Raw genomic sequence first — 24,577 nt, forward strand, 5'->3', positions numbered from 1 at the left:
GAGGGACGCCCTGATGGCGCTCCCGCGATCGGGCAATTGCATCATGGATTTCGACCAGCTCACACTGACCGAGGCCACGGACGGCCTCCGCGCCGGGAAGGTTACGAGCACCGCGCTGACGCGGGAAGCCCTGGCTCGCGCCAAAGCCAACGCCGGCCTCAATGTCTTCGTCACGCTGGACGAGACCGGTGCCTTGGAGGCCGCCGCCGCGTTCGACGTGGCAGGCGACAGAAGCAAGCCGCTCGGCGGCGTGCCGGTCGTGATCAAAGACAACATCGAGGTGGCCGGGCTGCCCTGCAGCGCCGGTACCCCGGCGCTGCAGGATTACATTCCAGCGATGGACGCGCCCGTCGTGGCAAAGCTGCGCGCCGCGGGAGCAATCATCATCGGCAAGACCAGCATGCACGAATTGGCCTTCGGCATCTCCGGCTACAACACCGCGTTCAAGACCGGCGCCGAGTTCGGCGTGCGCAATGCCTATGATCGCGCGCGGATCGCCGGTGGCTCCTCGTCCGGCACGGGCGCCGCGATCGGCGCACGGATCGTCGCGGGCGGGCTCGGCACCGACACCGGCGGATCAGTGCGCGTGCCCGCCGCCCTGAATGGGTGCGCCTCGCTGCGGCCGACGATCGGACGCTACCCGCAGAACGGCATCGCGCCCATCTCACATACCCGCGATACCGCGGGGCCCATGGCCGCAACCGTGGCCGATGTCGCGCTGCTCGACCGCATCATCGCGGGCGGAGACGAGATTGCACCGGCTGATCTGAAGCAGGTGCGCATCGGCATCGTGACGTCCATGCTGGCCAATCTCGATTCCGACACCGCGGCCGCATTCGACACGGCGATCGGGAAGATGAAAGCCCGGCATATCACGATCCTGGAGATCGAAATGCCACGATTGGCCGAGCTCAACGGTCAGGTCGGGTTTCCGGTCGCGCTGTATGAAGCATACGACGACATGGTTGCGTATCTGAAGCACACCGGTACTGATCTCAGCATCGAAGCGCTGGCGAAGGAGATCTCGAGCCCCGACGTGAAGGGCACCTATGATGGGCTCGTTATCCCGCGCAAACTGCCGGGCCCCAACGACACGCTGATCGATGCCAGGCCGATCTACGATGCCGCGATCAAGATCGCGCGCCCCGCGCTTCAGGCGCTGTACAGCGAAACGTTTTCGGGAAACAGGCTCGACGCCATCGCTTTCCCGACAACGCCGCGCGTCGCGATTGCCTCCAATCCCGATTCCAGCAGCCTCGAAAATTTCGGGCTCTTCATCCAGAACACCGATCCCGGGAGCAATGCCGGTATTCCCGGAATTCAGATCCCGATTGCGCTGGGCGACACCAGCCAACTGCCGATCGGGCTCGAGCTGGATGGCCCCGCAGGAAGCGACCGTCACCTGCTTGCTATCGGAATCGCGCTGGAGACACTATTCGGACGATTGCCGCCCCCGCGCCGATCATGAGTAGGGGTTGATCAGCTTCTGCTGCTCGGCGCTGTGGTGCACGAGCAGGTCGATGAAGGTCCTGACTTTAGCCGACAGATGATGGCGGTGCGGATAGACCGCATTCATGGACAGCTCGACCGTACGATATTCCGGCAAGAGACGCACGAGGCGGCCGGCTTCGAGATCGTCCTGAATGAGAAACCCGGCCATCAGGCACACGGCGGCGCCATCGAGCGCGACCTCGCGCAGCGCCTCCCCGCTGTTGGTGACGAAGCTGCCTGAGATCCGCACGGAGGCCGGCGTGCCCTTGCGGTCAAGGAAGCGCCATTCGTCGCCGAACGGATAGTTCAAGTGCCGCCCACAATTGTGCCCGGTGAGCTCGTCGAGCTTCTGCACGCGGCCGTGCTTGTCGATATAATCGTGCGAGCAGCACAGCACGTGGCGCCAAGTGGCGAGGCTTCGCACGACAAGGCTCGAATCCCGCGGTTGCGTCATGCGGAGGGCAACATCGTAGCCTTCCTCGATCAGGTCGACTTCGGCCTCCCCCATGCGCAGGTCGATCTTGAGCTCCGGACAGGTGGACAGAAGTCGCGCCACGACCGGCGCCACCAGTGGCACCATATGGGTAGCGACGTGAACGCGCAGCGTTCCACGAGGCACCGACTGCAGTTCGCTCGCGATGTCGTCGGCCTGTTCGAGATCGGCGAGGATCTGCGTTGAGCGCTCGTAATAGGCTTTGCCGATCTCCGTAAGGCTGACCTTCCGCGTGGTGCGGTTGAGCAGCCGCACCCCAAGCCGGTCCTCCAGCGCCTGGACGTGGTTGCTCACCATCGTGGTGGACATGTTGAGCCGGCGGGCCGCGGCTGAGAAGCCGCCAGCGTCGACCACGCGGACGAAAGCAGTGAGGCTCGTAAAGCGGTCCATGTCGAACGCCCCGATTATCAATCTTCGCTGGATAATCATTCCAGTTTTTGACGGATTATCACAATGGGAGGGACGACGCATCTTACCCGCATCAACAACACGTCCCGACGCACCGGGACGTGCGGGAATTCCGAGGACACCATGTCGATCGCTTATGTTGCTGAAACCAATAAGAAAATCAGCCTCCGTCCATCCCGCCAAGCGATCCAGCGGGTGGCCTTGGGCCTGGCGTTGACGCTCGGGATCGCCGCGGCCGGGCGCTTCGGTTACGACTACATCACCACCGGCCGCTACCTGGAATCCACCGATGACGCCTATGTGAAGGCGGACTCGACGATCGTCGCGCCTAAGGTCTCCGGCTACATCGCGAAGGTGCTGGTCGGAGACAACGAGAAGGTGAAGGCGGGCCAGGTGCTTGCCAAGATCGACGACCGCGACTTCAAGGCGGCGCTCGATCAGGCCCGCGCCGATGTCGCCGCTGCCGAAGCGTCGGTGCGCAACATCGATGCCCAGTTGAAGCTGCAACAGCCGATCATCGAGCAAGGCACGGCTGATGTTGCTGCTGCGGAGGCCAACCTGAAATTCGCGCAGGAGGAGCGCGCCCGGTACGACGATCTCATGAAGACGGGGTCGGGTACGGTCCAGCGCGCACAGCAGACCGATGCGGCGCTGCGCGCCAGCAGCGCCCAATTGCAGCACGCCAAGTTCGGCCTGCTGGCCGCGCAGCGAAAAATCGACGTTCTCACCACGCAGCGCGCCCAGGCCGCAGCGCAGCTCGAACGCGCCCGCGCCGTCGCGGAGCAGGCCGCGCTCAATCTGTCCTATACCACGATCACCGCTCCGGTCGAAGGCACGGTCGGTGCCCGCAGCTTGCGCGTCGGCCAGTACGTGCAAGCCGGCACACAGCTGATGGCGGTGGTGCCACTCGACGCCGTCTATGTCGTCGCCAATTTCAAGGAGACGCAACTCACGCATATGCGCCCCGGCCAGCCGGTCGAGCTGCACGTCGACAGCTTCCGCAACACCACCCTCCGCGGCCATGTTGACAGCCTGTCGCCCGCCAGCGGACTCGAATTCGCGCTGCTGCCCCCCGACAATGCCACCGGCAACTTCACGAAGATCGTGCAGCGCGTGCCGGTGAAGATCGTGCTCGATGACCACAGCCTGACCGGCCTCCTGCGGCCGGGCATGTCCGCGGTGCCGGTTGTCGACACCAAACAGACGGTGCTCGCCGAGCGGGGGACTGCCAAGCAGATCGCCGGCAAGACGGCTCGTTCGAGCGGGGGTTGACATGAGCACCCTCCAGCCGACCTTCGACGCCGCTGCCGGCCGCCCCGCCCGCAGCGAGCCAACCGCACCCTCAGTATCCGCGAAGACCTGGATCGCGGTGATCGGCGCGACGCTTGGCGCCTTCATGGCGGTGCTGAACATCCAAATCGTCAACGCCTCGCTCGCCGACATCCAGGGCGCGATCGGCGCCGGCATCGACGACGGCGGCTGGATCTCGACCTCCTATCTGGTCGCCGAAATCGTGGTGATCCCGCTGTCCGGCTGGCTGGCACAGGTGTTCTCGATCCGCATCTATCTGCTCACCAACGCGATCCTGTTCCTGGCTCTCTCCGCGGCCTGCGCGCTGGCGCAGGACCTGTCGCAGATGATCGTGCTGCGCGCCATCCAGGGTTTCACCGGCGGCGTGCTGATTCCGCTGGCCTTCACGTTGATCATCACCTTGCTGCCGCGCGGCAAGCAGCCGGTGGGCCTCGCGCTGTTCGCACTCTCGGCGACGTTCGCGCCGGCGATCGGCCCGACCATCGGCGGCTATCTCACCGAGAATTTTGGCTGGCAGTACATCTTCTACGTCAACCTCGTGCCCGGCGCGATCATGGTCGGCATGCTCTGGTACGCGCTCGAGGCCAAGCCGATGAAGCTGTCGCTCCTGCGGGGAGGCGATTGGGCCGGCATTGTCACCATGGCAATCGGCCTATCCGCACTCCAGACCGTGCTGGAGGAAGGCAACAAGGACGACTGGTTCGGCTCGCCCTTCATCGTCAAGCTCAGCGTGATCGCGGCCATCGCACTGGTCTCGTTCCTGGTCATCGAGCTCACGGTAAAGAAGCCGCTGCTCAATCTGCGCCTGCTCGTCCGCCGCAATTTCGGATTCGGCATGCTCGCGAACTTTCTGCTGGGCATCGCGCTGTACGGCTCGGTGTTCATCCTGCCGCAATATCTGGCCCGCATCCAGGGCTACAATGCCGAGCAGATCGGCATGGTGCTGGCCTGGACCGGGCTGCCCCAACTCCTGCTGATTCCGCTGGTGCCGCGCCTGATGCAGCGCTTCGACGCGCGGATCATCATCGGCATCGGCTTCGTGCTGTTCGCGGCTTCAAACTTCATGAACATCCATATGACCAATGACTATGCCGCCGACCAGCTGCTCTGGCCCAATGTGGTGCGAGCGCTCGGTCAGGCGCTGGTGATGGCGCCGCTGTCGGCCGTGGCAACCGCAGGCATCGAACCGGAGAATGCAGGCTCGGCCTCCGGCCTGTTCAACATGATGCGCAATCTCGGCGGGGCCGTCGGCATCGCCCTACTTCAGACTGCCCTGACCAAGCGCGAGCAGTATCATTCCAACGTGCTGATGCAGTCGGTGTCGGCATTCGATCAGGCGACGCGCACGCGGCTGGAGCAGCTCACCCAGTACTTCGTCAATCACGGCATCCTCGACCATGCAGATGCCGTGCATCGCGCCTATGTCGCAATCGGCCGCATCGTGCAGAAGCAGGCCTATATCCTCGCGTTCAGCGACACTTTCTATCTGCTCGGCATGGCGCTGATCGTGGCGCTGCTCGCCGTCCTCTTCCTGAAGAAGCCCGGCCAGACTTCCGCTGGCGGCGCCCACTGACTCAAGTCCAACAGAGGAGAACGACGATGAAGCCTCGCATGAACTACTACCAGGCCGCACCCGATACCATCAAAGCGCTGATGGCGCTGGAGGCGCAGATCCAGTCGACGGGTCTGGAGAAATCACTGATCGAACTCGTCAAGATCCGGGCGTCGCAGATCAACGGCTGCGCGTTCTGCATCAACATGCACACCGAAGACGCGCGCAAGCGCGGCGAGACCGAGCAGCGCATCTATCTCCTCGATGCCTGGCGCGAATCCTCGCTCTATACCGAGCGCGAACGCGCCGCGCTGGCCTGGACCGAGGCGGTGACGCTGATCTCCGAGACGCATGCGCCCGACGACGCCTACGAGCAGGCCCGCGCGCAATTCTCCGCGGAGGAGGCGGTGAACCTGACCATGCTGATCGCGACGATCAACGCCTGGAATAGGATCGCGATCGCGTTCCGCGCCGTCCATCCGGTGAAGGTGAAGGCGTCGATGGCGCAGGCAACCACGTCGACACAAATATAGATCGTCATGCGCGGGCTTGACCCGCGCATCCATCAAAATGAACCTCTGACTCCTGATGGATTGCTGGGTGAGGCCCGGCAATGACGATCAAACCGCCGTCGCCTTGGCGAACTCCACGTAAATCTCGCGAAGGCGCGTTGCCACCGGGCCGGGCTTACCGTCGCCGATCGTCTTGCCGTCAATGGCGACCACCGGCTGCACGAAGGAGGATGCGCTGGTGATGAACGCCTCCTTGGCGGCGAGCGCCTCTGCGACCGTGAACGAACGTTCCTCGACACGGAGCTGGCGTTCCTCGGCGAGTGCGATCACCGCTTTGCGGGTGCAGCCCGGCAGGATCGCGTTGGAATTCCTGCGCGTGACGATGACGTCGTCCTTGGTCAGGATGAACGCCGACGACGAGCCGCCCTCGGTGACGTATCCGTCTTCCAGCATCCAGGCCTCGCCCGCGCCGGCCTCCGCGGCGGCCTGCTTCGCCAAGACCTGCGCCAGCAGCGCCACGCTCTTGATGTCGCGTCGCTCCCAGCGGATGTCGGGCACAGTGATGACATTGATGCCGGTCTTCGCCGAGGCGGCGTTGACGATGTCCTTCTCGGACGTGAACATCACCAGGCTCGACTTGACGTCACCCTTGGGGAACGGGAAGTCGCGCCCCTTGTCGGCGCCGCGGGTGACCTGGAGGTAGACGAGGCCATTGTCGAGCTTGTTGCGCGCGATCAGTTCCTTCTGAAGCTCGGTGATGCGCTCGATCGTCTCCGGCAGCTTCAGCTTGATTTCGCCAACGGAACGCTCAAGCCGCGCCAGATGCGAGGCGTTGTCGACCAGCTTGCCGTCGAGCACGGCCGAGACTTCGTAGATGCCGTCCGCGAACAGAAAGCCGCGATCGAGCACCGAGATCTTGGCTTCCGAGAGCGGGACGAATGAGCCGTTGACGTAGGCGATCGGGTCCAAGGCGCGGGTCTCCTGGGGGGATGGGAAATTTGGCGCGCTTATACGCCAGTTAGGGGGACGGATCACCCCTCTATTCGCATTCCGGGGCAGCGCGAAGCGACGAGCCCGGAATCCATTTCGCCCCGCGTTACGCCGCCTGATGGATCCCGGGCTCGCGCTACGGGCGCCCCCGGGACGACCATCGGTTAGTGGGAGAGGATCTTCGACAAGAACTTCTGCGCGCGGTCGCTGCGGGGCTTGCCGAAGAAATCGTCCTTCGACGCGTCCTCGACGATCTCGCCTCGGTCCATGAAGATGACGCGGTTGGCGACCTTGCGGGCAAAGCCCATCTCGTGAGTAACCACCATCATAGTCATACCTTCACGGGCGAGATCGACCATCACATCGAGAACTTCGCTGACCATTTCAGGATCGAGCGCCGAGGTCGGCTCGTCGAACAGCATCACGATCGGGTCCATGGCGAGCGCGCGGGCGATGGCGACGCGCTGCTGCTGACCGCCGGAGAGCTGAGCCGGAAATTTCTGCGCCTGCTCCTTCAACCCGACGCGCTCCAGCAACTGCATGCCCTTGGTCTGCGCCTTGTCGCGCGGGCGGCCCAGCACCTTCTCCTGCGCCAGACAGAGATTGTCGATGATCTTGAGGTGCGGAAACAACTCGAAGTGCTGGAACACCATGCCGACGCGCGAGCGCAGCTTCGGCAGGTTGGTCTTGGGATCGTTGACCTTGGTGCCGTCGACCAGGATGTCGCCGCTCTGGAACGGCTCCAGCGCATTGACGCATTTGATCAGCGTCGACTTGCCCGAGCCGGAGGGGCCGCAGACCACGACGACCTCACCCTTGGTGACGCTGGTGGTGCAGTCGGTCAGCACCTGGAAACTCGGCGTGTACCATTTGTTGACGTGGCTGATTTCGATCATGAGCGCCTAGCCTCAGCGAATGATGGCGATGCGCGCCTGCAGGCGGCGGACGCCGTATGACGCGACACAGGAAATGGTGAAGTAGACGATCGCAGCGAACAGGTACATTTCAACGAGGCGTCCATCGCGCTGGGCCACCTTGCTGGCCGCTCCGAGAAAGTCCGTGATCGACAGGACGTAGACCAGCGAGGTGTCCTGGAACAGCACGATGGTCTGCGTGATCAGGACCGGCAGCATGTTGCGGAAGGCCTGCGGCAGCACGACGTAGCGCATGGACTGCGCGTAGGTCAGCCCCAGCGCGCTCGCGGCGGCCGGCTGTCCGCGCGAGATCGACTGGATGCCGGCGCGCATGATCTCGGAGAAGTAAGCGGCCTCAAACATGATGAAGGTGATGAGAGAGGACGCGAAGGCGCCGACGCTGATCGGCCGTGAGGCGCCGGTCACCCACTGCCCGATATAGGGCACCAGGAAGTAGAACCAGAAGATCACCAGCACCAGCGGCAGCGACCGCATGAAATCGACATAGATGCCGGCGATCCGACCGAGGATCTTGAAGCCGGAGAGACGCATGAGGGCGAGCGCCGTGCCGAAGATGAGGCCGCCGAGTGCAGCGAGCCCCGTCAGCGTCAGCGTGAACGTCATGCCTTCATAGAACAGGTAGGGCAGCGCGCGGCGGATGACGTCGAAATCGAGATTGGCGAACATCGCGCTATTTCCCCGTGATGTAGCCGGGGATCGCGACCCAGCGCTCGAGGAAGCGCATCGCGGTCACGACCACCGCGTTGACGAGGAGGTAAAGGAGGGTCGCGGCCGTGAAGGCCTCAAACACCTGGAACGAGAATTCCTGCATCGAGCGCGCCTGTCCGGTCAGCTCGAGCAAGCCAATGGTGATCGCAACCGCGGTATTCTTGATGGTGTTGAGGAATTCGGAGGTCAGCGGCGGCAGGATGATGCGGAATGCCATGGGCAGCAGCACGTAGCGATAGGTCTGCACCGTGGTCAGACCCAGCGCGGTCGCCGCCATCTTCTGTCCGCGCGGCAGCGAACCGATGCCGGCCTGCAATTGCACGGCGACGCGGGCCGACATGAAGAAGCCGACGCCGATCGCGGCCGTCCAGAACGGCGCATTCGGCAGTTGCTTCAGCCACGTGCCGGCGCCTTTGGGGAGCAATTCCGGCAGCACGAAAAACCACAGGAACAACTGCACGAGCAGCGGCATGTTGCGAAAAAATTCGACATAGGCGAAGCCGAACCAGTTCGCGCCTTTCGACGGCAGCGTACGCATGACGCCGACGATCGAGCCGGTGATCAGCGCAATGACCCAGGCCAGCGCCGCGGTCTTGAGGGTCAGCGCAAGGCCCGACAGCAGCATATCGAGATAGGTGCCGGTCCCCATCGGATTCGGCTGGAAAAAGATTCCCCAGTTCCAGTTGTAGTTCACGTGTCCCCCGCGCGAACGCGCCATGGATGTCCTGGGCGCCTATGCAAATGTCCGGCCACTCTGGTGTCAAGAGTGGCCGGACATGATCCCGGTCGAAAGATCGAGGTTTTGTCTTACTTGTAGTCGTCCGGATTCGGCGAGTCCGTCGGCTTGGCGAACTCGTTCTTCAGCTGGGCCGAGATCGGCGTGTTGAGGTTCAGGCCCTTCGGCGGGATCTTCTGCATGAACCACTTGTCGTAGATCTTCTGGGCTTCACCGGAGGTGTAGAGCGCCGCCGTTGCCGCATCCACCACCTTCTTGAAGGCGGGGTCGTCCTTGCGCAGCATGATTCCGTAGGGCTCGGGCTTGGAGAACGCGTCCTTGGAGATCTCATAGTCGCCGGGCGACTTCGAGCCGGCGACGAGGCTTGCGAGCAGGATGTCGTCCATGACGAAGGCGACCGCGCGATCGGTCTCGACCATCAGGAAGGCTTCGGCGTGGTCCTTGGCCGGGATGATGTTGGCGCCGAGGCCCTTCGCAGCGTTGGCTTCGGTGAGCTGCTTGATGTTGGTGGTGCCGGCAGTCGAGACCACCGTCTTGCCCTTGAGGTCGTCAATGGACTTCAGGCCGCTCGATTTCTTGAAAACGTAGCGGCTCGCCGTCAGGAAGTGGGTGTTGGTGAAGGCGACCTGCTTCTGGCGCTCGGCGTTGTTGGTGGTCGAGCCGCATTCGAGGTCGATGGTGCCGTTGGCCATCAGCGGGATACGCGTTGCCGACGTCACCGGGTTGAGCTTGACCTCAAGCTTGTCGAGCTTGAGCTCCTTCTTCACGGCATCGACGATCTTGTAGCAGATGTCCATCGCGAACCCGACGGGCTTCTGGTTGTCGTCGAGGTAGGAGAACGGGATCGAGGAGTCGCGGAAGCCCAGCGTGATGGCGCCGGTGTCCTTGATGTTCTTCAGCGTGCCGGTCAGCTGCTGGGCCCCGGCCTGGCTGACGACGAAGGTCGCGGCGAGCGCGAGCCCGATGCTACGGAAATGTTTCACTTTTCTCTTCCCCTTTCGGATGATGCGGCCCGGATGCAAGCACAAATCGGGCCGGATTAGAATGTAACTTTTGGCGGGATCGACGGCTCAGGTTAACGGGCCTGCTAGTGGTTTTGGCAATTCGCCGAGATCCCAGAACAGCCCGGCCATCACCGTCAAGGCCTCTTCGGTCAATGGCAGCAGGATGTGCTCATTGGGCGCATGCTGGGAGCAGCCGGGATAGGAGTGGGGCACCCAGATCGTCGGCAGGCCCAGGATTTCGGAGAATACGTCGTTGGGCAGCGATCCGCCAAAGTTCGGCAGCACCGCCGGGGCCTTGCCCGTGGTCGCCTGCACCGATTCCGCCGCCCATTTGATCCAGGGGCTGTCAAAATCCGTGCGCGATGCAGCAAAACTCTGGGCCGCCCGCACCTCGACCATCGGAAAACCTTTCGCGGTCAGATGTGCCTGGATCGCCTCGATCAGGCCCTCGATCTTGGTCCCGACCACAAAACGCAGTTGCAGCACGGCATTGGCCTGACCGGGGATAGCGTTCGCCGGCTTCTCGATGTTGCCCGAGGACATCGCGAGCACTTCCAGCGTGTTCCAGGCATAGAGCCGTTCGGCGGCAGACAGCCCCTCCTCGCCCCAATTCTCCGCCAGTGCCGGCTCGTCCGCCGAGGGCACCACCTGCACGTCGGCGAGATAGCTGCGGATCTGATTGGTGAGCCGCGGCGGCTTCAAGGCATCGAGCAGGAGACGGCCCTGCCCATCAACCAGCGTCGAGATCGCGTTGGCCAGGATGGTCGCGGGGTTGGCGAGCACGCCGCCCCAATTCCCGGAATGGTGGCCGCCATCGCGCAGGTTCACGTCGAGATGGATGCGGATGCCGCCGCGGCAGCCGAGAAAGAGCGTCGGGCGGTCGGCGGACAGGCGTGGCCCGTCGGAAGCCATGAACAGGTCGGCCGTGAGCGCATCGCGATGGAGATCGCAGACCTTGCCGAGATCGGGCGAGCCGATCTCCTCACCCATCTCGATGATGAACTTGGCGTTGAAGCCGAGCTGGCCGCCGCGGGCCTCGCGCACCGCGCGGAGCGCCGCCATGTTGATGCTGTGCTGGCCCTTGTTGTCGGCGGTGCCGCGGCCGTAGAGCCGCGCGCCTGAAACGGTGGTGCGCCAGGGATCGCGCCCCTCGCGCCACTCGCCCTCCATGCCATCGACGACATCACCATGGCCGTAAATCAGCACAGTCGGCGCGGACGCGCTCTCGTGATGCTCGGCGAGCAGGAAGGGCGCCTTCCCGCTCGGCGATTCCACGATGCGGCTGGAGAAGCCCAGCGCGGCGAAGGCCGGCTGCATCTCCTGATTCAGATAGGCGCGCAGCTCGGCGCCGCGCGATGGATTCTGGCTTTCGGTGCGATACGCGACGCGACGGTCGAGTTCAGCGAGAAACGCACCGGATTTGAAGTCGCCCCGGGCGCGGGCGATGGCGTCGGCTCTGGTCATTGCTTTCGGTTTCAAGGTTTCGGCGCGGGCGAACGCAGCGGGCTACAAAGGCCGTCCACAGCGGCGCGCTTGGACAGTTCTGGAGTTTCCGTTGTAGTTCTCTTGCAGTTGTCTCGGGATTTCGTCCTGCTCGTTTGAGATTGGCTTGCCAAGCGCAGCGGCACCGCCGAATTGATCTTGCCAACACCCAAACCTTGGTTGGCCCTTGCCAAGGGCCAACCATATGCAAGAACTTCGCCAGGTTGGCGCGCACATCTATCATTCGATGAGCGCCCAGTACAGAGCGCCCGGAGATCAGCATGGCCAAAGAGATCAGGCTCAACGCATTTGCGATGAATTGCGTCGCACACCAATCACCCGGCCTGTGGACCCATCCGCGCGACCGCACCGCCGACTACAACCGCCTGCCCTACTGGATCGATCTCGCCAGGACGCTCGAGCGAGGCCGCTTCGACGGGCTTTTCCTGGCGGACGTGCTCGGGGTCTACGATGTCTATGACAACAGCCCTGACGCAGCCTTGCGCAATGCAGCACAGACGCCGTCGAACGAGCCGCTGTTGCTGCTCTCGGCGATGGCCGCCGTGACGCAAAATCTCGGTTTCGGCGTCACCAGCAATCTATCCTTCGAGCCACCCTACCCGTTCGCACGGCGGATGTCGACGCTCGACCACCTCACCGAAGGGCGGGTCGGCTGGAACGTCGTCACCGGCTATCTCGACAGCGCCGCACGCGGCGCCGGCAAGGACAAGCAGACCGGGCATGACGACCGCTACGACATCGCCGACGAGTATATGGAGGTCGTCTACAAGCTCTGGGAAGGCAGCTGGGAGGATGACGCCGTGCTGCGCGATCGGACGCGCGGCATCTTCACCGATCCCGCGAAAGTTCATCGCGTCAATCATGAGGGCGCGAACTTCCGTATCAACAACACGATTCATCTCAGCGAGCCGTCGCCGCAACGCACGCCGGTGCTGTACCAGGCCGGCACCTCGCCGCGCGGCCGGCAGTTCGCCGCACGTCACGCCGAATGCGTGTTCATGTCGGGACCGTCGGCCAAGGTGATCGCGCCACGCGTGTCGGCGATCCGGCAGGAGGCCGCTGCGCTGGGGCGAAATCCGGCCGAAATCCTGATGTTCTCGATGATGACGATCATCCTCGGGCGGACCGAGGCTGAGGCAAAGGAAAAATACGCCGATTACCGCCGCTACATCAGCCCCGAGGGCGCGCTGGCGCTGATGTCGGGATGGACCGGCGTCGACTTCTCCGGCTACGACCTCGACCAGCAGGTCCGCCACGTCCAGAATGACGCCGGCCGCAGTGCGATGGACAATGTCACCCGGGCCGATCCCGACCGGGTCTGGACCGTGCGCGACGTCATCGAGCATGTCGGCATCGGCGGCGCCGGCCCGGTCGTGGTCGGCACGCCCGAGATGGTCGCGGACAAGATCGAAGAGTGGTTCGAGGCGACCGACGTCGACGGGCTCAACGTCGCGTTCGCAGTCTCGCCCGGTGATTTCGAGGATATCGCCGACATGCTGGTGCCGGAGCTGACCCGGCGCGGGCGGTACAAGCCGGAATACGCGAAAGGCACGCTGCGTGAGAAGCTGTTTGGCGCGGGCCGGGCAAGACTCGATGCGAACCATCCGGCGGCGGAGTATCGGGTGGGGAAGAAGGGATAGGTTGCCACCTCCTCGCATCGCGAGGGTAGCGAAGCGATCCGGAGATGCATCCGCAGAGACTGTCTGGATTGCTTCGTCGCTACGCTCCTCGCAATGACGATGCGACATCCCGCCCCTACACCTTGCCGTCCACCATCACCTCGATCAGCTTCGTCCCAGGCCGGCCGAACGCCGACGCCAGCGTCGCCTTCAGCTCGCGGGGGTCGCTGACCCTGATCGCCTCGCAGCCCAGTGCCTTGCCGACGCCTGCGAAATCCACGGGAGGATCGACGAAGTCCATGCCGACGTAATTGTCGTCGCCATGGAAGGCGAGCAGCCGCTGCTTGATGATGCGGTAGCCGCCATTGTTGACGATGACGACGTTGAGCGGCAGCTTGTGGTGCGCCGCGGTCCACAGCGACTGGATCGAGTACATCGCGCTGCCATCGCCCGAGAAGCACACCACCGGACGATCCGGGTTGGCGATGCTCGCGCCGACGGACGCCGGCAGACCCCAGCCGATGCCGCCGGAGGCAAGGCCGTGATAGCCGTAGCGGTCGCGGTGCGGGCGCAGCGCCGTGATCTGGCGGCTGGAGGTGAGGCCTTCGTCGACGAGGATGGCATTGTCAGGCATCGCCTCGACCATCTGCAGCACCAGAAAATCGGGATCGATCGGAGTACGGTCCGCGCTCTTGCTGATCTCCTGGACAAGAGCGGCACGCCGCGCGGCCCAGTTGGTCGGCGCGAGCTCGGCGAGGCGCTGCTTCGCCTTGCTCGCCAGTGTTGCGCCGCCCATCTCCTTCAGCACCGGGATGAGCGCGCGCAATGTTTCCTTCAGATCCGCCTTCAATGCGATCTCAGCGCCGTAGTTCTTGGCGATTTCCCAATCGAGCAGACCGATCTGCACGATGCCGACGCCATCGGGCAGCGCATCGACCTCGCTATAGACCGACATCCGCAAGGGATCGCCGCCAAGCGCGATCAGCAGATCGTAAGGCGCAAGCGTATCGCGCGCGACCTTCTGCACGCGTGCCAGAGTGCCGACGAAGCTCGGGCTCTCCGACAGGAAGTGCGCCCCATATGGCGTCGAGGACTGGTAAGCTGCCGCGCCGAGCAATTCGGCGAGTGCGGCAGCCTCCTTCAACGCATCGCTCTTGACGACCTCGTCCATGGTGACGATGACGGGGCGCTCCGCCTTCAGCAGCCGCGCGGCAAAGGCCTTCAGCGCCTCGTCCGATGGCTTCGTGCGGGCATCGATCCGGGTGGACCGGCCGAGATCGATGCCGGCTTCACTGTTTAGGATATCGCCCGGCAGCGAAATGAACACCGGCCCGGTCGGCGGCGTCGTTGCGACCTTGGCGGCACGGCGCACGATGCGCGGCAGATCTTCCAGCCGCGTCACCTCGACCGCCCATTTCACCAGCGGCTCGGCCATGCGCACCAAGGGGCCGTAAAGCACCGGCTCCATCAGGCCGTGGCCCTGCTCCTGCTGGCCGGCGGTGAGAATCATCGGCGTGCCCGTGAACTGCGCGTTGTAGAGCGAGCCCATGGCATTGCCGAGGCCGGGCGCGACGTGGACGTTGCAGGCCACGAGCTTTCCGGAGGCGCGGCTGTATCCGTCGGCGATCGCGACCACCAGGCTCTCCTGCATCGCCATTACATAGGTGAGATCAGGATGATCCTTCAGCGCATGCATGATCGGCAGCTCGGTGGTGCCCGGATTGCCGAAAAGGTGCGTGATGCCCTCGTCCTTGAGCAGCGCGAGAAAGGCGGAACGGCCGGTGATCTTGTTCTTCATGTTTCCTCCAGGAGCGGGCGTTGCCGCAAGGACGGAACGTATGATGGCCGAGATTGCGGGATGGGCGCAAGGAAACGCGGTCATGGCTGCGTTGCGCGGAGAGGCGCGCTACATCTCTCCCGGTCCCAGTTCGAACGGATCACCGCCGCGCGCACGCATCCTCTTTTTCGATCGCTGCCACACCACGCCCGGAAACCCCTTGAGCGGCACCAGCGGCTCGCCGGTGTAGGCCCATTCCTGCAGCTCTTCGATGGCGATGTGATAGAGCGGCTGGCGGCCGGTGCGCTCGTTGAACAGCGCACGGGGGATGTTGACCATGTGCGGGCCGCGCGGTCGCTCATAGGCGATCGGCGTGCCGCAATGCGAGCAGAAGCTGCGCGCGGTCTTCGTCGCCTTGTCCTCGTAGCGCGTGAGCGCGGTCTTGCCGGCGGTAATGCGAAAGCGCTTCTTCCAGCTTCCGACATAGGTTGCGTAGGCCGCCCCATGTGCGCGACGGCTGGCGGCGGAATGATCATGCCAGGCCCACCGCGCGGGAACGTCGATTTCGAAGGTGACCTTGCCACAGAGGCACTGGCCGGTGGCTATGCCCGCGGCTGCTGCGGCTTTGGCCATGGAATTCTCCCCGTCGTCATAGCGACCGCAACAATACACGATTGTCATTCCGGGACGCGCCGAAGGCGCGGGCCCGGAATCCATCAGGCGGCTCGTTCATATTCCGGGTTCGATGCTGCGCATCGCCCCGGAATGACAGCAGAGGTCAAGCCGGCGTCAGTTCGTCATACACAGGATAATCGGTATATCCCTTCTCCTCACCGCCGTAGAATGTCGCACGGTTGTACGGCGTGATCGGATAGCCGTGCTCAAGGCGGCGTGGCAGATCGGGATTGGAGATGAAAATGCGGCCGAACGCGATGATGTCCGCATGTCCATCGGCGATCGCCGCGTTCGCGGTCTCCCCGGTGAAGCCGCCGGCGGTCATCAACACGCCGCTGTAGAGCGGACGGAACAGCACCATCGCCGATGGCACGTTCTGCCAGTTGACCTCGGCGCGGCCCGAGCCGCTGGAGCGTGGTTCGATGAAATGCAGATACGCCAGACCGAGCTTGTCGAGATCCTTCACAACATAGGTATAGAGCGGCATCGGATCGGGCTCACCGGAATCGTTGGCGATGCCGTAGGGCGACAGCCGTACCCCGACGCGGTTTGCACCCCAGACGTCGATCGCAGCTTGCGTTACCTCGAGCAGCAGCCGCGCGCGATTCTCGATCGAGCCGCCATATTGATCGGTGCGCTGGTTGCTGCGCGATTGCAGGAACTGCTCGAGCAGATAGCCGTTGGCGCCGTGGATCTCGACGCCGTCGAAGCCCGCGGCAAGCGCGTTCTTCGCGCCCTGTCTAAAGGCTTCGACGATGCCCTTCACTTCCTCGGTCTCCAGCGCACGCGGCGTCTCGTAATCGGCGATCTTGCCGTCTGCGGTCATGGCCTTCATGCCCTCGGCCTTGATCGGGATCGCCGAAGCAGAGACCGGCAGCGCGCCGCCATGGAACGATGAGTGCGAGACGCGGCCGACATGCCAGAGCTGCAGGAAGATGATGCCGCCCTTGGCGTGCACCGCATCGACCACCTTACGCCAACCGGCTACTTGCGCCTCCGAATAGATGCCTGGCGTGGCCGGATTGCCGCGGCCATGCGAGAGCACCGGCGAGGCCTCGGCAATGATCAGGCCGCCTTTCGTCGCACGCTGGCCGTAATACTCGGCGTTGAGCGGGCGCGGCGAAAAGCTCTCGCGCTCGGCTCGCATACGGGTCAGCGGTGCCATCGCGACGCGGTGCGCAAGCTTATACGGACCAACCTGCAACGGTTGAAACAACGCCTCGAATTTCATATGGGCCCCAGATGTCTATGGAAGGATGCGGATCATATAGCGAAGGGCGGCCACCGGCAAAGGTGCCGCCCCCGCAAAGGCAGATATTCCCTCCCGTGGAAGATGGAAGGGATGTTGATGTTAGGCGGTCTTGATCCAGACGGCTTTCACGTTGAGATATTCCTCGACATGCTGCTTGCCGGACTCGCGGCCATAGCCGCTCATCTTGTAGCCGCCGAACGGCACGGCTGGGTCCATCGCCTGGTAGCAGTTCACCCAGACCGAACCGGCACGCAGACTCTTCGCCACCGCGTGAGCCTTGCTGACGTCGCGCGTCCACAAGCCGGAGCCGAGGCCGAACGTGGTGTTGTTGGCGCGCTTGACCAGCTCGTCCATGTCCTTGAAGGCGATCGCGGAGATCACAGGTCCGAAAATCTCCTCCTGCGCGATGCGCATGTTGTCTTCAACACCCGCGAACACCGTGGGGGAGACAAAGAAGCCCTTTGACAAAGCTCCTTCGGTGACGCGGCCGCCGCCGGCGAGCGCCCTGGCGCCTTCCTTCTGGCCGATGTCCAGATAGCCGGTGACGCGTTCGAGCTGCTGCTCGGAGACGAGCGGGCCGATCTGCACGTTGGGATCGAGGCCGTTGCCGACCTGCAGCTTCTTGCCGAACTCGGCGACGCGACCGACGAATTCGTCATAGATCGACTGTTCGACGAACAGGCGCGTGCCGGCGCTGCAGATCTGCCCGGAATTGGCGAACACCGCCATCGCGGCGCCCGGGACGGCTGCGTCGAGATCGGCATCCGCGAAGACGATGTCAGGCGACTTGCCTCCGAGCTCGAGCGAGACGCGCTTGAGGTTGCCGGCCGAGGCACGGATGATCGACTGGCCCGTAACATGCGAGCCGGTGAAGGCGACCTTGTCGACATCGTGGTGCGATGCGAGCGCAGCGCCCGCGGTCTCGCCATAGCCGGGCACGACATTGATGACGCCGGGCGGCACGCCGGCTTCCATCGCGAGTTCGGCGATGCGCAGCGAAGTCAGCGGCGCTTCTTCGGCAGGTTTGAGCACGACGGTGCAGCCGGTCGCGATCGCCGGACCGATCTTCCAGATCGTCGCCGTCAGCGGTCCGTTCCAGGGGATGATAGCGCCGACGACGCCGACCGGCTCCTTCAGCGTGTAGGAGAAGATCTCACCCGGCAGCGAGTTCTCGATGGTCTCGCCATGGATCGCGGTCGTCTGGCCGGCGTAGTAACGCAGCATGCCTACGGCGCGGAGACGATAGGCGCGGGTGCGGCTGAGAGGCGCACCCATGTCGAGCGTGTCAAGCTGTGACAATTCGTCGAAATTTCTCTCGACGAGATCGGCGAGCTTCAAGAGCAGGTTCTGCCGCTCGAAGGGCTTGACCTTGCTCCAGGACCCTTCGAAGGCGCGGCGTGCCGCGGCCACCGCGCGGTCGATATCTTCTTTGTCGCCTTCGGCGACGGTTGCGAGCAGCTCGCCGGTGGCGGGATTGCGGGTCTCGAAGCGCTTGCCCGAGGCTGCATCGACCCATTTTCCGTCGATCAGCATCTGCTTGTACGATCCGTTGGCGAACGGATGACGCGTGATCGGAATAGCCTGCGATACAGCCATGGCTGCGCTCCCTATCAGGTGATTGATTGGTTCGATCTGGGCGGGATCGTTCGATCGAGGATACAGCCCTGCTGGATAGGCGTAAAGGCAGCGAAGAAGGAAGACCTCCCATGCCGACTTGTGCAGGGTCGGATTGCTGCCATGCTATAGCTCGACCGAGAGCCATCCACGGAGACGATCCATGCCACATCCCGCCATCGTCAGAGACAACGTTGCCGTTATCACAGGCGGCGCGTCCGGCATCGGATTTGCCGCTGCCACCGCGTTTGCGCGCGCTGGAATGAAGGTGTGTATCGCGGACGTCGACGAGACACGGTTAGCAGAAGCTGCAACAAAACTGTCATCCATCACGGTTGCCACAAACGTGATGAGTTCAGTCGTCGATGTCAGCGAGGCCGAGAGCGTATTGGAACTGGAGCGCACGGTACGCGGGCGGTTCGGCGGCACCGATGTCCTCATGAACAATGCCGGCATCCAGCCGGGCAGCACATTGTTCGGCGATCCCGACAATTGGCAGCGCATCATCGGCGTCAACATGTGGGGCATCATCAACGGCTCGCGGATCTTCGCGCCGAACATGATCGCACGCGGCCGGTGCGGCCTGATCATCAACACCGGTTCCAAGCAGGGCATCACCACGCCGCCGGGCGACCCCGCCTACAACGTCTCGAAGGCCGGCGTGAAGGCGTTCACTGAGGCGCTCCAACACGAGCTGCGCAACACGAAAGATTGCCAGGTCTCGGCACATCTATTGATCCCGGGCTTCGTCTTCACCGGCCTGACGGCGAAGGGACGCAGCGAGAAGCCGGCCGGCGCCTGGACGCCGGAACAGACCGTGGATTTCATGCTGATGCGGCTGGAGGCGGGCGACTTCTATATCTTGTGTCCGGACAACGACGTACCGCGCGCCCTCGACGAGAAACGCATGCTCTGGGCCGCCGGCGACATCGTCGAGAACCGCCCGCCATTGTCACGCTGGCATCCGGACTACGCGGACGCGTTCAAGACGTTCGTGGAGGGGAAGTGACTGCCGCCCCCTCGCCGTGAGGAGCGCGCCTTGTGCGCGTCACGAACCATGCAGGCCCGGCTGGGGCAGCCCGGCCCGACCGCTTACAGCGGGCTCCGCAGGAGGACGGGCGGAGTGTTCGCTGCACGCAAGCACTACAGCGTCTCCTGCTTGTGCCCGCAATTCTTGCAGGCGAACTTGACGCGGCTTTGGCCCTTCTCCGCCTGTACCCGGTTCGGTGCGCCGCATTTGCCGCAGATCGCCTCGATGCGGGTCGTGCCCTGCTTGACGACGATGGTCTTCTTTTCCATCGACTCGCGGATCAGGCGTTCGGCCTCCTCGCGCAGGGATTGTTTCGACAAGGCTGGTCTCCGCTTCTGAAAGGCGCGCGAGCCATATCGCACCCGCGTTCGAAGCACAATGCTGACGAGGATCGCGGGTCACATAACCTCATGCGAAGTGGTCCACATTGCGGTGGCATGGCGCCTCCTCGTCCCCCGTCACCCCCGCGAATCCCAACTTTGGGATGGCTAGGAACGAACATTCCAAGCGTTCGTTGTCGGCGTAGTTCCCTCTCAGCGCGAGCCCTTCCATGTATCACCACGTCAAAAAGCTGATGTTCACTGTGCGCGTCGATGAACCCGATCCGCGCTTCGGCAATATGCTCCTCGAGCAGTTCGGCGGCGCCAACGGGGAACTTGCGGCTGCGATGCAATACTCGATTCAGGGGCTGAATTGCGAGGATCCTGATCGCAAGGACCTGCTGATGGACATCGGCACCGAAGAGCTCAGCCATCTGGAAGTCGTCGGCTGCCTTGCCCGCATGCATCTCGCGCCTTCGAAGAACGACCGTCAGGCCGCCGAGGCCGATCCGCTGATTGCGATTGCCGGCGGGGGCGGCGTCAATCTGTTCAATTCGCAGGGCAATCCCTGGACCGCCGACTATCTCAAGATCACCGGCGAACTCGACGTGGACCTCCGCAGCAACATCGCGGCCGAAGCGCGCGCGAAGATCGTCTACGAGCGACTGATCAATTTCTGCGACGATGCCGGCAGCAAGGATGCGCTGCAATTCCTGATGACGCGCGAGATCACGCATATGAAGGCATTTGCGCGCGCGCTCGAAAGCCTGTCGAAGCCGGCCTTCAGTGTGGGCAGGATTGCGCCGACGCCCGGCCTGGTGAACCAGTACTTCAACGACTCCACGGGCAGCGGCGACCATGGCGAGATCGACACCCGCGGTCCCTGGAACGAAGGAGAGGACTGGGTGTTCACGGAATCGCCTGCGCTGCAATCCTCGGATCCCGGCGCTGCGACCCCGATCGTCACCGAGAGCTCACCGCCCGTCGACGAGGCGGGCCTGACGGATCTCCTGCTCCACGAACTCCGCGACATTCTGCATGCCGAGAAGCAGCTGACGAAGGCGCTTCCCAAGATGGCGCAGGCCGCGCGCTTCGACCAATTGCGCGAGCTGTTCGAGCAGCACCTGGTGGAGACCGAGAACCAGGTCGAGCGCATCAACGAGTGCTTCGAACTGCTCGGCGAGAACGCCCGGGCCAAGCCATGCAAGGGCATGATGGGCCTGATCGAGGAGGGCCAGGAGGTCATGAAGGAAGGCGAAGATAAGGAGGACGCGGCCGCCGACCTTGCGCTGATCTCAGCGGCCCAGCGCATCGAACATTATGAGATGTCCGGCTACACCACGGCCCGCAACCTGGCGCAGCAGCTTCGGCACAGCGCGATTGTCGCCCTGCTCTCCAGGTCGCTTGCCGAGGAAGAAAATGCCGACCTCCTGCTCAATCAGGTGGCGCGGTCGCTGATGTCGGTCGCGAAGATGCCCGCCGCGCTGGAGCAGGCCGAATAAGGAGCGTACGACGACCCGACGCACGGACGACCGGAACCGGACTGCCTCGCGCCGTTGCGCGAGGCGGTGCTGCGCGATCGAGCCGGTATGTAACTATTCCTGACGATCGGCGCTGATCGCTCGCGAAACAGTCCGGGCCTGCACGACCGGACGGCCACTGTCCAGCCGCCCCGCGCTGGCGCGCAGCATCGCGGCATCGAGCTTGTCCTGCCGCGATCCCTCGAGCGCGCAGGCAAAGACACGGTAGAACTGCACGCCGTCATAGGCGACCAGCAGCAAATCGACCCCGCCATTGATCGCCTCCACCACAGCCTTGCAGACGTCGTTCTGGTAGATCGCGCCCATGACGAGATCGTCGGTCATCACCACGCCGTGGTAGTTCCACTTGTCGCGAATGATGCCCTGGACGACGCGTTTCGAATGCGAGGCGGCGCGATCGGGATCAACGGCGGTGAGCGTGACATGACCGACCATGAGCGCGCTGCGCGAACGCGACAGCACCTCCCGGAACGGGCGCCAGTCCGTTGCCTCCAGCTCCGTCACGGGCGTATCAAGGTTTGCGCTGAAGTGGTGGGTGTCGCCGTCCACGCGGCCGATGCCAGGAAAATGCTTCAGCGTGGCACCGACGCCGGATTCCTCCAGCCCACGCACATAGGCGGTCGCGATCGTGCCCACGACGACGGGATCGGTCGCGATCGCACGTTGCCCGATCAGCGTATGGAAATCGAGGCGATTGCGCCTGGGCGGCGGCTTCAGGTCGAGCACCGGCGCGAGGTTGAGGTTGACTCCGAGATCCGCGAGTTCGCGGCCATGAATGCGGCCGAACTCTTCGGCTTTGGCCTGCTGCTCGTCTGGCGCGAGCCCGGCGAGTGTTGCCAGCGCCGGAACTTTCGTCAGCGGCGGTGAAAGATGGCCGACGATGCCGCCCTCCTGATCCGCGGCGACGAACAGTGGCGGCAGGCCGGCGGTGCGCCTGATATCCTGGAGCGTCGCGATCTCGGCGCGTAGCGCCCCGACCGTCCGCGCCCGGATGTTGTGCCGGGTGATGTAGACGCCGCCGATCAATCCCTTCTCGGCAAGGCGCGCGACTTCCGGGAACGATGAATAGCCGACCATGAAGTGAGGTCCGAGCTGTCGCGCCTCGGGGTCACTCGAGGTGAGGACAGCGTGCTTGCGCAGCTCGAACCTGACATGCGCCGCCGACATCAGCAGCGGCGGCAAGCACCAAAGCATGACGAGCAGCTTTCCTGCAATGCTTCGCCATCGCCCCCTGCGCCACAGGACGATGACAATCGCGATGCTTGCAAAGACAAGCGCGATGTTTCCGGCGCCGCGCAGCAGAACCAGATAGGGATCGTTCTTGTTCGCAGCCGCGAATGCAGCTACAGGCGCGGCCAGCCAGAGCAGGATGAGACCGATACGTCGGAGTAACTGCATGATGCGTCACACTCGTGAGTGGCGAATGCTTCACACCTAATCAGCGCGATCGACATTGCGCGAGAGGCAAGAACGCACCTGCACGAAATCTGCAAAAGACTCCTGAAACCGTGCAGACGACGATCCAGGCTTCTGCACAGGAGCCATTCAGACTCTGTGATGCCACCATTCACGGAGGATCTTCTGGACATGACCAGCCTGCCTTCGACATCGACGACGGACATCCAACCGATCGGGCCTTCCGCGCTGCCGGTCCAACTCACAATGGCCTTGCTGCTCGCAGCACTCGCCGATTGGCTCTTCTACGGCCAGCGGCTCGGGTTTTCGCTGGCCATCTTTGTGATCGCAATCGCCTGTGCCTCGATGTTCACAAACCACGCGATGCTGAATCTTCGGCGCGCGGCGATTGGAGGTGCGATTCTCGCGCTCGGCCTCGTGCCCGCGATGGAAGAGATCAACGCTCTCTCATTTCCGATCCTCGCCGCAGCGCTGCTCGTCGCCCTGCTACTCACGACGAATCCAGAGACGGCAGGACTCGTAGACCGCGCCCGCGCCCTTCGAGATTTCATCCTGCTCGGCTTCTTTCGCTTCTTGCCGGATGTGCTCAAGGTCTTCGACAAGGCATCTTTCGCTAAAGGCATCGCGCTGTGGCTGATGCCGATGGCCCTGAGCACCGTATTCGTCACACTGTTCGCCGCGGCCAATCCGGTGATCGAGCAGTGGGTATCCCTGCTCAATCCGAAGGTTGTCCTCGAGCATGTCAGCGTTCCGCGCGTGCTGTTCTGGGCCTTGATGCTGACACTGGTCTGGCCATTCATCAATGTGCGCTGGCGAAGCCGGAAGATCGCTGTCGACGCGGCAGCCGATGTCGCCGAGCCGGAGCCTGTTGCGCCCCTCGTCTCGCCAGATTTCTTGGGCCCCTCGACCATTCTGCGATCGCTCATCCTGTTCAACCTGCTGTTCGCGGCCCAGACCGTCCTCGATGGCATCTATCTCTGGGGCCATGTGGCGCTGCCCGACAATTTGACCTATGCCGGCTATGCCCATCGCGGCGCCTATCCCCTGATCGCGACGGCATTGCTGGCCGCCGCCTTCGTGCTGGTGGCAATGCGCCCGGGCGGCCCGGCAGAGAAATCGAGGGTGATCCGGTCGCTGGTCTATCTCTGGGTAGGGCAGAACGTGCTTCTGGTCGCCTCGTCCATCCTTCGGCTCGATCTCTACGTCGACATCTACATGCTGACCTACTGGCGCATCGCCGCCTTCATCTGGATGGGGCTGGTGGCGCTCGGCCTGATCCTGATCGTCGCGCGCATCGTGCTCGACAGGTCCAACCTATGGCTCGTCGGCGCCAACCTCATCGCGTTGTCGATCGTGCTTTATGGCTGCTCCCTCGTGAACTTCGATGCGTTGATCGCCGACTACAATGTCGCCCACAGCCGGGAAGCATCGGGCAAAGGCGTGCAGTTGGACATCGATTATCTGCTGACACTCGGGCCGCAAGCGCTGCCTGCCATCGACAATGCGATGGCGCTGCGGCCCGGCGCCGGCCAGGGCAGCCTTGTGTCACGCCGCGACCGACTTGTAGAACAGCAACGTCGGGACCTGGCCTGGCGAAGCTGGGGATTTCGGAGCTGGCGGCTCCAGCGCAGGCTGGACGCGCAGGCGAGAGCTCAGTCCGGCAGCGGTCCGGCGGGCTGACGAGTTAACG

The 24,577-nt window shown here is 63.7% G+C and carries 21 protein-coding genes; 8 read left to right on the forward strand and 13 right to left on the reverse strand.

Annotated elements, in window-relative coordinates; genetic code table 11:
- Positions 1-43: 43 nt before the first annotated feature.
- Positions 44-1,468, forward strand: a complete 1,425-nt coding sequence (iaaH, locus tag K408_RS0101580; RefSeq protein WP_024337463.1) for an indoleacetamide hydrolase — start codon at positions 44-46, stop codon at positions 1,466-1,468.
- Here the strand turns inward: iaaH and K408_RS0101585 are convergent.
- The gene (locus tag K408_RS0101585) at positions 1,463-2,374 is read right to left on the reverse strand and encodes a LysR family transcriptional regulator (protein WP_024337462.1); all 912 of its coding nucleotides are present in this window, start codon (positions 2,372-2,374) and stop codon (positions 1,463-1,465) included. The genes iaaH and K408_RS0101585 overlap by 6 nt on opposite strands.
- 141 nt (positions 2,375-2,515) lie before the next feature.
- On the opposite strand from K408_RS0101585, the gene K408_RS0101590 reads away from it, so the two are divergent.
- The 3 genes from K408_RS0101590 to K408_RS0101600 are packed head-to-tail and all read left to right on the forward strand — an operon-like array spanning position 2,516 to position 5,788.
- Positions 2,516-3,664: an HlyD family secretion protein gene (locus K408_RS0101590; protein ID WP_024337461.1), complete on the forward strand. Its 1,149-nt coding sequence runs from the start codon at positions 2,516-2,518 to the stop codon at positions 3,662-3,664.
- Between the two features lies 1 nt (position 3,665).
- Complete coding sequence (locus K408_RS0101595) at positions 3,666-5,276, forward strand: MDR family MFS transporter (protein WP_024337460.1); 1,611 nt, start codon at positions 3,666-3,668, stop codon at positions 5,274-5,276.
- Positions 5,277-5,302: 26 nt separating this feature from the next.
- A complete protein-coding gene (locus tag K408_RS0101600) occupies positions 5,303-5,788 on the forward strand; it encodes a carboxymuconolactone decarboxylase family protein (RefSeq protein ID WP_024337459.1) in 486 nt (161 codons plus the stop codon).
- A gap of 87 nt (positions 5,789-5,875) precedes the next feature.
- On the opposite strand, the gene K408_RS0101605 is transcribed toward K408_RS0101600, so the two are convergent.
- The 6 genes from K408_RS0101605 to K408_RS0101630 form a co-directional block, all read right to left on the reverse strand.
- Positions 5,876-6,736 carry a D-amino-acid transaminase gene (locus tag K408_RS0101605; RefSeq protein WP_024337458.1) on the reverse strand — a complete coding sequence of 287 codons (861 nt, stop codon included), beginning with the start codon at positions 6,734-6,736 and terminating at the stop codon, positions 5,876-5,878.
- Positions 6,737-6,921: 185 nt separating this feature from the next.
- Positions 6,922-7,653, reverse strand: coding sequence for an amino acid ABC transporter ATP-binding protein (locus tag K408_RS0101610; RefSeq protein WP_024337457.1), 732 nt, complete (start codon positions 7,651-7,653; stop codon positions 6,922-6,924).
- A gap of 12 nt (positions 7,654-7,665) precedes the next feature.
- Positions 7,666-8,358: an amino acid ABC transporter permease gene (locus K408_RS0101615; RefSeq protein WP_024337456.1), complete on the reverse strand. Its 693-nt coding sequence runs from the start codon at positions 8,356-8,358 to the stop codon at positions 7,666-7,668.
- A gap of 4 nt (positions 8,359-8,362) precedes the next feature.
- Positions 8,363-9,094, reverse strand: a complete 732-nt coding sequence (locus K408_RS0101620) for an amino acid ABC transporter permease (protein WP_024337455.1) — start codon at positions 9,092-9,094, stop codon at positions 8,363-8,365.
- A gap of 113 nt (positions 9,095-9,207) precedes the next feature.
- Positions 9,208-10,119, reverse strand: a complete 912-nt coding sequence (locus tag K408_RS0101625; protein ID WP_024337454.1) for an amino acid ABC transporter substrate-binding protein — start codon at positions 10,117-10,119, stop codon at positions 9,208-9,210.
- An 87-nt stretch (positions 10,120-10,206) separates the two neighbouring features.
- On the reverse strand, positions 10,207-11,604 hold the full coding sequence (locus K408_RS0101630) for a M20 family metallopeptidase (protein ID WP_024337453.1): 1,398 nt from the start codon (positions 11,602-11,604) through the stop codon (positions 10,207-10,209).
- Between the two features lie 299 nt (positions 11,605-11,903).
- Between K408_RS0101630 and K408_RS0101635 the strand changes: the two genes are divergently transcribed.
- A complete protein-coding gene (locus K408_RS0101635) occupies positions 11,904-13,283 on the forward strand; it encodes an LLM class flavin-dependent oxidoreductase (protein ID WP_024337452.1) in 1,380 nt (459 codons plus the stop codon).
- A gap of 115 nt (positions 13,284-13,398) precedes the next feature.
- Here the strand turns inward: K408_RS0101635 and K408_RS0101640 are convergent, their stop codons facing one another.
- The 4 genes from K408_RS0101640 to K408_RS0101655 form a co-directional block, all read right to left on the reverse strand.
- Positions 13,399-15,060: a thiamine pyrophosphate-binding protein gene (locus tag K408_RS0101640; RefSeq protein WP_024337451.1), complete on the reverse strand. Its 1,662-nt coding sequence runs from the start codon at positions 15,058-15,060 to the stop codon at positions 13,399-13,401.
- A 108-nt stretch (positions 15,061-15,168) separates the two neighbouring features.
- Entirely contained in the window at positions 15,169-15,672 is a 504-nt protein-coding gene (locus K408_RS0101645; protein WP_024337450.1) for a GFA family protein, read from the reverse strand.
- 145 nt (positions 15,673-15,817) lie between these two features.
- On the reverse strand, positions 15,818-16,945 hold the full coding sequence (locus K408_RS0101650) for an alkene reductase (RefSeq protein ID WP_024337449.1): 1,128 nt from the start codon (positions 16,943-16,945) through the stop codon (positions 15,818-15,820).
- Between the two features lie 120 nt (positions 16,946-17,065).
- A complete protein-coding gene (locus K408_RS0101655) occupies positions 17,066-18,562 on the reverse strand; it encodes an aldehyde dehydrogenase family protein (RefSeq protein ID WP_024337448.1) in 1,497 nt (498 codons plus the stop codon).
- A 181-nt stretch (positions 18,563-18,743) separates the two neighbouring features.
- On the opposite strand from K408_RS0101655, the gene K408_RS0101660 reads away from it, so the two are divergent.
- Positions 18,744-19,589: an SDR family NAD(P)-dependent oxidoreductase gene (locus K408_RS0101660; RefSeq protein ID WP_024337447.1), complete on the forward strand. Its 846-nt coding sequence runs from the start codon at positions 18,744-18,746 to the stop codon at positions 19,587-19,589.
- A 134-nt stretch (positions 19,590-19,723) separates the two neighbouring features.
- On the opposite strand, the gene K408_RS0101665 is transcribed toward K408_RS0101660, so the two are convergent.
- Complete coding sequence (locus tag K408_RS0101665; RefSeq protein WP_024337446.1) at positions 19,724-19,930, reverse strand: hypothetical protein; 207 nt, start codon at positions 19,928-19,930, stop codon at positions 19,724-19,726.
- A gap of 230 nt (positions 19,931-20,160) precedes the next feature.
- Between K408_RS0101665 and K408_RS0101675 the strand changes: the two genes are divergently transcribed.
- On the forward strand, positions 20,161-21,432 hold the full coding sequence (locus tag K408_RS0101675; protein ID WP_024337445.1) for a DUF892 family protein: 1,272 nt from the start codon (positions 20,161-20,163) through the stop codon (positions 21,430-21,432).
- Positions 21,433-21,525: 93 nt separating this feature from the next.
- Here K408_RS0101675 and K408_RS0101680 read toward each other — a convergent pair whose 3' ends face one another.
- Positions 21,526-22,869: a glycoside hydrolase family 3 N-terminal domain-containing protein gene (locus K408_RS0101680; protein WP_024337444.1), complete on the reverse strand. Its 1,344-nt coding sequence runs from the start codon at positions 22,867-22,869 to the stop codon at positions 21,526-21,528.
- Between the two features lie 189 nt (positions 22,870-23,058).
- On the opposite strand from K408_RS0101680, the gene K408_RS0101685 reads away from it, so the two are divergent.
- Complete coding sequence (locus tag K408_RS0101685) at positions 23,059-24,567, forward strand: DUF4153 domain-containing protein (RefSeq protein ID WP_024337443.1); 1,509 nt, start codon at positions 23,059-23,061, stop codon at positions 24,565-24,567.
- Positions 24,568-24,577 lie beyond the last annotated feature (10 nt).

It is taken from the genome of Bradyrhizobium sp. in8p8 (assembly GCF_000426845.1).
In the GTDB taxonomy this organism is placed as follows: domain Bacteria; phylum Pseudomonadota; class Alphaproteobacteria; order Rhizobiales; family Xanthobacteraceae; genus Bradyrhizobium; species Bradyrhizobium japonicum_C.